The organism is Sphingomonas elodea ATCC 31461 (genome assembly GCF_000226955.1).
Lineage (GTDB): Bacteria > Pseudomonadota > Alphaproteobacteria > Sphingomonadales > Sphingomonadaceae > Sphingomonas > Sphingomonas elodea.
Map to the genome: position 1 here is coordinate 1 of NZ_AGFU01000102.1, position 6,633 is coordinate 6,633.

General features: G+C 69.5%; 7 protein-coding genes and 1 pseudogene. 7 read left to right on the forward strand and 1 reads right to left on the reverse strand.

Annotated features, from left to right (window positions below; translation table 11 throughout):
• From KK7_RS23060 to KK7_RS0118965, 7 genes and pseudogenes are all read left to right on the forward strand, one after another.
• A pseudogene (locus KK7_RS23060) lies at positions 1 to 433 on the forward strand (hypothetical protein); the annotation flags it as partial.
• Between the two features lie 142 nt (positions 434 to 575).
• The gene (locus KK7_RS0118940) at positions 576 to 1,442 is read left to right on the forward strand and encodes an MBL fold metallo-hydrolase (RefSeq protein ID WP_010546212.1); all 867 of its coding nucleotides are present in this window, start codon (positions 576 to 578) and stop codon (positions 1,440 to 1,442) included.
• A gap of 151 nt (positions 1,443 to 1,593) precedes the next feature.
• Positions 1,594 to 2,289, forward strand: a complete 696-nt coding sequence (locus KK7_RS0118945; RefSeq protein ID WP_010546213.1) for a hypothetical protein — start codon at positions 1,594 to 1,596, stop codon at positions 2,287 to 2,289.
• Positions 2,290 to 2,339: 50 nt separating this feature from the next.
• Positions 2,340 to 3,341 (forward strand): quinolinate synthase NadA, encoded by a 1,002-nt coding sequence (nadA, locus tag KK7_RS0118950; RefSeq protein ID WP_010546214.1) that lies wholly within the window; start codon positions 2,340 to 2,342, stop codon positions 3,339 to 3,341.
• 198 nt (positions 3,342 to 3,539) lie between these two features.
• Complete coding sequence (locus KK7_RS23660; protein ID WP_010546215.1) at positions 3,540 to 4,511, forward strand: helix-turn-helix domain-containing protein; 972 nt, start codon at positions 3,540 to 3,542, stop codon at positions 4,509 to 4,511.
• Between the two features lie 32 nt (positions 4,512 to 4,543).
• Positions 4,544 to 5,389 carry a carboxylating nicotinate-nucleotide diphosphorylase gene (gene nadC, locus KK7_RS0118960; protein ID WP_010546216.1) on the forward strand — a complete coding sequence of 282 codons (846 nt, stop codon included), beginning with the start codon at positions 4,544 to 4,546 and terminating at the stop codon, positions 5,387 to 5,389.
• A 24-nt stretch (positions 5,390 to 5,413) separates the two neighbouring features.
• Positions 5,414 to 6,124, forward strand: coding sequence for a ribonuclease T2 family protein (locus KK7_RS0118965; RefSeq protein ID WP_010546217.1), 711 nt, complete (start codon positions 5,414 to 5,416; stop codon positions 6,122 to 6,124).
• A gap of 46 nt (positions 6,125 to 6,170) precedes the next feature.
• Here the strand turns inward: KK7_RS0118965 and KK7_RS0118970 are convergent.
• Positions 6,171 to 6,633 (reverse strand): GcrA family cell cycle regulator (locus KK7_RS0118970; protein WP_010546218.1); only part of this gene is annotated, 463 nt, incomplete at its 5' end.

The following is a 6,633-nucleotide window of genomic DNA, read 5'->3' on the forward strand; positions in this document are numbered from 1 at the left end:
GGACGGCAAGGGTATCAAGAAGATGGTGATCGTCCGGCAGGACGGTACCCGCCAGGAAATCACCATGCCCGATATGGCGGCGATCCAGGCGAGCATCCCCGAGATCCGCGACGGCACCTGCGGCAAGGGCGATGCGCCCACCGTCGAGCACCGTCGCGAAGGCAACAAGCAGATCATGATCGTCTGCAGCGACCGCATCGCCGCGATGAGTGCCAACGCCAGCCGGATGGCGTCGTTCGACGCCGACCACGCCGCGGCGATGGCCGAGAACAGCAAGAAGATGGCGATGAACAGCGCGCTGATGAGCCTGCAGTACGCCCGCCGCACCATCGAGGCCCAGTCGAGCCTCACCCCGTCGCAGCGCGCCGAGGCGCTGGCCGGCATCGACGAGGCGCTGGCCGAGCTGCGCGCCGACGCCAAGGACGACAACTGAGCCCGGACGACTATCGAGCGTAGCGCGCCGCCGCCCTTCGTCTCGCGGTGGTGCGTTCGGCGGGGCCGGCCTATTCCTTCGGGGCCGGCCCCGCTCCCCCCGCACGCTTGCCTTGGCGTGCGGAATGCCCAAATGCGCTGCCATGACCGATGATGCGCCCACGGGCCTTGCGATCGCGCTCGAACCGCTGGTGATGCGGGTGCTCGCGGGCAATCCCTCGCCTTATACCGCCACCGGCACCCAGACCTATCTGGTTGGCACCGAGGATGTGGCGGTGATCGATCCTGGCCCGGACGAGCCTGCGCATCTCGCTGCGCTGCTGGCGGCGATCGGCGGGCGGCCGGTGCGGGCTATCCTGTGCACCCATACCCACCGCGACCATAGCCCGGCTGCGCCGGCGCTGAAGAGGGCGACCGGCGCGCCGGTCATCGGTTGCGCCCCGCTCGCGCTCGATGATAGCGGCCCACGCGCCGATGCCGCGTTCGACATGGCCTATGCACCGGACCACGTGCTGGCCGATGGCGAGCAGCTGGCGGGGCAGGGCTGGACGCTCACCGCGGTGGCCACGCCCGGGCACACCTCCAACCATCTCTGCTTCGCGCTGGAGGAAAGCGGCGCGCTGTTCACCGGCGACCATGTGATGGGCTGGTCGACGACGGTCGTCGCGCCGCCCGACGGCAACATGGCGGACTATATGGCCAGCCTCGACAAGCTGATGGGCCGCGTGCAGGACCGGATCTATTATCCGGCGCACGGCGACCCGGTGGAGAACCCCCACCGCTTCGTGCGCGGGCTGGCCGGGCACCGCAAGCAGCGCGAGGGGCAGATCCTGCGGCTGCTGGGAGAGAGGATCGGCACGGTGCCCGCCATGGTCGAGCGCATGTATGTCGGCCTCGATCCGCGGCTGCACGGCGCGGCAGCACGGTCGGTGCTCGCGCATCTGCTCGATCTCGAGACGCGTGGGCGGGTGGTCCCGTCGGGCGACGTCTGGGCGCTGCGACAGCAGTAACGATCAGGACAAGGGTCAGTATCGGAGGCAGTTGCTTCCGCGGATACCGCAATAGTGATATGGTCCACGTCTATCGGAGGGGTGGGCGATGGCGACAATCGTACAAGCTATGCCACATACACATCGGGAGGACATCGGATTCTTTCGTGTGATGGCATTCGTGATGGCGGCGATCATCGTGGGAGGATTCTCGCTCAATATCGTTGCTGGACGATCGAGCTTTGCGGTCCCGCTGATTTTTCACGTCCATGCCTTCGTCTTTTTCGGCTGGGTGGCGCTGTACCTGACGCAGAACCTGCTGGTCGGGCGCGGCTCGGTCGCGCTGCATCGGCGGCTGGGCTGGGCCGCGGTGCTGTGGGTGCCGTTGATGGTGGTGCTGGGCACGGTGATGACGGTGCTCTCCGCCCAGCACGGCGCGCCCTTCTTCTTCGACGTGCGCGAGTTCCTGTTCAGCAACCCGGCGCAACTGCTGCTGTTCGCCGGGCTGGTCGCGGCGGCGCTGGTGCTACGGCGAAAGACCGCTTGGCACCGCCGCCTGATGTTCTGCGGGATGGCGATCCTCACCGGCCCCGGCTTCGGCCGGCTGCTGCCGATGCCGCTGCTGGCACCCTATGCCTGGTGGGCAGCGTTCGTGGCGGTATCGCTGTTGCTCGTGATCGGCATGATCGCCGACCAGCGCAGGATCGGGCGCGTGCATCCTGCCTGGTTCTGGGGACTAGGCCTGTTCCTGGGCGTGCAGCTGGCGGCCGACGCGGTGGCGTTCAGCCCGCTGGGCACCGCCGTGGCGCGCACGGTCACGGCAGGCACGGCCGGCGGCCATCGGCCCCTGGCGCCCAGCTTCCCTTGATCCCGGCGCCTGACCGGGCCATGTGGCGGGCGAACCACGGGAGTTTTGGAATGGACGCGCGTAACGGCATCGGCGGCAGCCTCAGCGGACTGGATCTCCGCGCCGAGATCGAGCGGCTGCGTAAAGAACGCAACGCGGTGATCCTCGCGCATTATTACCAGAAGCCCGAGCTGCAGGATCTGGCCGATTTCGTCGGCGACAGCCTCGACCTCAGCCGCAAGGCGGCGGAGACCGATGCGGACGTGATCGCGTTCTGCGGGGTGCGCTTCATGGCGGAAACCGCCAAGATCCTGTCGCCCGACAAGATCGTCGTGCTGCCGGACATGGACGCTGGCTGCAGCCTGGAAGACAGCTGCCCCCCCGACCAGTTCGCCGCGTTCCGCGCGCAGCACCCGGATCACATCGCGCTCACCTATATCAACTGCTCGACCGAGGTGAAGGCGCTGAGCGACATCATCGTCACCAGCTCCTCGGCCGAGAAGATCCTCGCGCAGATCCCGGCCGACCAGAAGATCATCTTCGGCCCCGATCGCAACCTGGGCGGCTATCTCCAGCGCAAGACCGGCCGCGAGCTGCTGCTGTGGCCGGGCGTGTGCATCGTGCACGAGGCGTTCAGCGAGACCGAGCTCTTGAAGCTCAAGGCCGAACATCCCGGCGCGCCGATCGCCGCGCATCCCGAATGCCCGGCCTATATCCTCGACCATGCCGATTATGTCGGCTCGACCAAGGGCATCCTCGATTTCTCGAAGACGATGCCCGGCGACACGCTGATCGTCGCGACCGAGCCGCACATCATCCACCAGATGCAGAAGGCGATGCCGGAGAAGAACTTCATCGGCGCACCTGGTGCCGACGGCAACTGCAACTGCAACATCTGCCCCTACATGGCGCTCAACACGATGGAGAAGCTCTACCTCGCGCTGCGCGACCTCTCGCCCAGGATCGAGATTGAGGAAGGGCTGCGCGTCCAGGCGAAGAAGAGCCTCGACCGCATGCTGGCGCTGGCGAGCGGCACGGTGGGGCAGGGCGATCTGGGGCCGGTACCGGCTTGAGCGGTACGGTCGCGGCGCGCGCACCGGGCGTCCCGCCTCCGGCTAAGCCATTATCCCGCAAAGGGACTTATTGTGGGCCGCGCCGCGTCGACCCGCCGATCGATATGGGCTAGTAACGATCAGTCAACCATGGAGTCCCGTTCTGGTGGGTGAGCGGGAGGCCTTTGTCCGCCGACCTGCCACGGGCCGAATGCATCGATGCAGGATCTGATTCGCGCCAACCCTGCAACCGATCGAAATCCCGCCGTCGTGCCGGGCGGCCGGCTGATGGTCCGCCTTGTCGCGGAGATGCAGCTGAGCCTGATCGCGGGCGGCATGCGCGCGCTGAACGGCGACCTCGACCGCGCGGTCGTCTTCATGGTGGTGGCGCGCGCCAGCGAATTGCTCTCGCCCCATGGGGTCGGCCATGCCCATCAGGACGGGGGCAGCGCCAAGGCCATCAGCATCAACGCGCTGGCCGCCTCGCTGGGCCGCCCCTTCGAGACGATGCGGCGCCACATCCATGCCTTGTGCGCGATGGGGCTGTGCATTCGGGGGCCGGCGGGGGTGTCGGTGCCCGAGGCGGTGCATACGCGCCCCGAGATCGTCGCGCTGTTCCGCAGCAACCACGACGCCGTCGTCCGCATGGCGGAGGATTTCGCCCGCTTCGGCCTGTCGCTGCCGGAGACGCGGCGGCACCCGGGCTATGACTGGCATTCCGGCCTGGCGGCGGCGCACGACGTGCTGCTGACCGGCATCGAGTTCCATTCGCACCGCTTCCAGTCCTGGACCGACATGGCGCTGATCAACGCCATCCTCTGCGCCAATGCGCGCCCGCTGCTCGAGGATCGCGATCTGGCGACCATCTATGCCGACTTCGAGGTCACGCCGCCCGAGTCGCTCTGGCGACCGGTATCGACCGGTGCGATCGCCCGGGCGCTGGGGCTGGCGGCGTCGACCGCGCACCGGCGGGTGTCGGCGATGGTGGATGCCGGGCTGCTGGTGCGGCGGGCGCGGGGCGTGATGCTGGCGCCGGCGGCACTGGCCCACCCGGCGGCGATGGACGACAGCCGCACCGCGATGCTCCACACCCGCCAGATCCTGATCCGGCTGGCGGCAGGCGGCTTCCGCTTCGACCAGCCGGACGCCCATTATCTCGACGGGCGCGCGCCGCTGCTGCAGTTCGGATAGACGCGCCCGCTGCGGGATTCTACAGCCCCGCCATGACCTTCCTGCTCCCCGGTTTCGATTGCGACTCGTTCGTCCGCGCCACCCTCGCCGAGGATCTCGGGCCGGGCGGCGACATCACCGCGACGGCGGTGATCCCCGCCGAGGCGCGGTTCGCCGGCGTGATGGACAGCCGCGATCCGATCACCGTGGCCGGGCTGGGGATCGCCGAGGCCTTTTTCCGGGCGCTCGACCCGGACGTCGTTATCGAGCGGCTGGTGGAGGACGGCACGCAGGTTGCCGCCGGCACCGCGCTGCTGCGCCTGCAGGGCCAGGCCCGCGCGCTGCTGACGGCCGAACGCTCGGCGCTCAACACCGTCCAGCACCTCAGCGGCATCGCCACGATGACGCGCCGCTATGTCGATGCGATCGCCGGGACCGGCGCGACGCTGCTCGATACCCGCAAGACGCTGCCGGGCCTGCGGGTGCTGGAGAAATATGCGACCCGCATGGGCGGCGCGACCAATCACCGCATGGGCCTGTGGGATGCGGCGATGATCAAGGACAACCATGTCGCCGTCGCCGGATCGGTGGAGGCGGCGGTGGCGCGCGCGGTGGCGGCGGGGATCGCGCGGATCATCGTCGAGGTCGACCGGATCGACCAGATCGCGCCCGCGCTGGGTGCGGGGGCCACCCATCTGCTGCTCGACAACATGGCGCCCCCGGTGCTGCGCGAGGCGGTGGCGCTGGTCGCCGGGCGGGTGCCGACCGAAGCGTCGGGCGGGGTGCGGCTCGATACGATCCGCGCGATCGCGGAGACCGGGGTCACCTATGTCAGCGTCGGACGGCTCACCCAGTCGGCGCCGGCGGCGGACATCGGGCTCGATTTCGCCAGCGTGTAAGGCCAGCGTAGGAGGGAGATGCGGATGAAGACGATGGTGGCAGGCCTGGGCCTCAGTGCGGCGATGCTGCCGGGGGCGGCATGCGCGCAGGCGGAGATGTGCGTGGTGCCGCGCGCGGTCGAGCGGCCGCTGCCCGATCTGCCGAGCGCCAAGGAGCCGCGCCGGGTGCTGCCGATCAGCAGCTACACGCTGGCGCTGACCTGGACGCCGGGCTTCTGCCGCGCGAATGGCGATTCGCCGGGCAACCGCTTCCGCTGTTCGGGCGAGAACCGCTTCGGCTTCACCCTGCACGGGCTGTGGCCGGATGCGCCGGGCAAGACCTGGCCGCAATATTGCACGTCAACGCCGATCCTGCGCCCCGCGCTGATCCGCAAGACGATGTGCGCGACGCCGTCCGCGCAGCTGATCCAGCACGAATGGGCCAAGCACGGCACCTGCATGCGCACCACGCCGGCCGCCTATTTCCAGCGCTCGACCGGGCTCTACCGGGCGATCCGCTATCCCGACATGGAGGCCCTGTTGCGCGGCGCGCCGACGGTGGGGGACTTCAAGCAGGCCTTTGCCGCCCACAACCGGGCGATCCCGGCATCGGCGATCCGGGTGACGACGACGCGCGAGGGGTGGCTGGACGAGCTGTGGCTCTGCCTCGACACGCGCTTCCGCTACCATCGCTGCGAGGCGGGCACCGGCGGCGCGGCCGATGATGCGCCGCTGAAGATCTGGCGCGGGCGCTGATGGCTGGCCGGGCCCCCCAAGGGCCCGGACCAGGCAGGTATGTCGGTCAGCGCGGCCGCGGGGTGCCGCCAAAGGGCATCGGCTGCGCCGGGCGGCGATCGCGACGCGGCAGCTGCGCCTGATAGGCGTGGCCGCAATGCTCGACGCAATAGGGGAAGCCCGGGTTCACCTTGTCGCCGCAGAAGTGAAAGTCCGGCTCGCCCGGGTGACCAAGCGGCCACTTGCAGATCTTGTCGTTGAGATCGAGCAGCGTCGTCTTGCCGGCGATCGCCTCGCTCGGCTTGGCGGGCACCAGGCGGCGCGGCGGGGCCGGGGCGATCGGCGGGGCCTGCTCGCCCGGATTCTGACGGATGAAGCCGCCCGGACCGACCGAACGGAGCACCTGCTGCGGCGCACGGGGTGCTGCCGGCTCGGCGGCATCGTCCTCTGACGCGGGGGCCGGGGACGGGGCCGGGGCGGCGGGCGCTGCGGCGCGGGGGGCGGGGGCAGGCGCTTCGGCCTGGACGCGC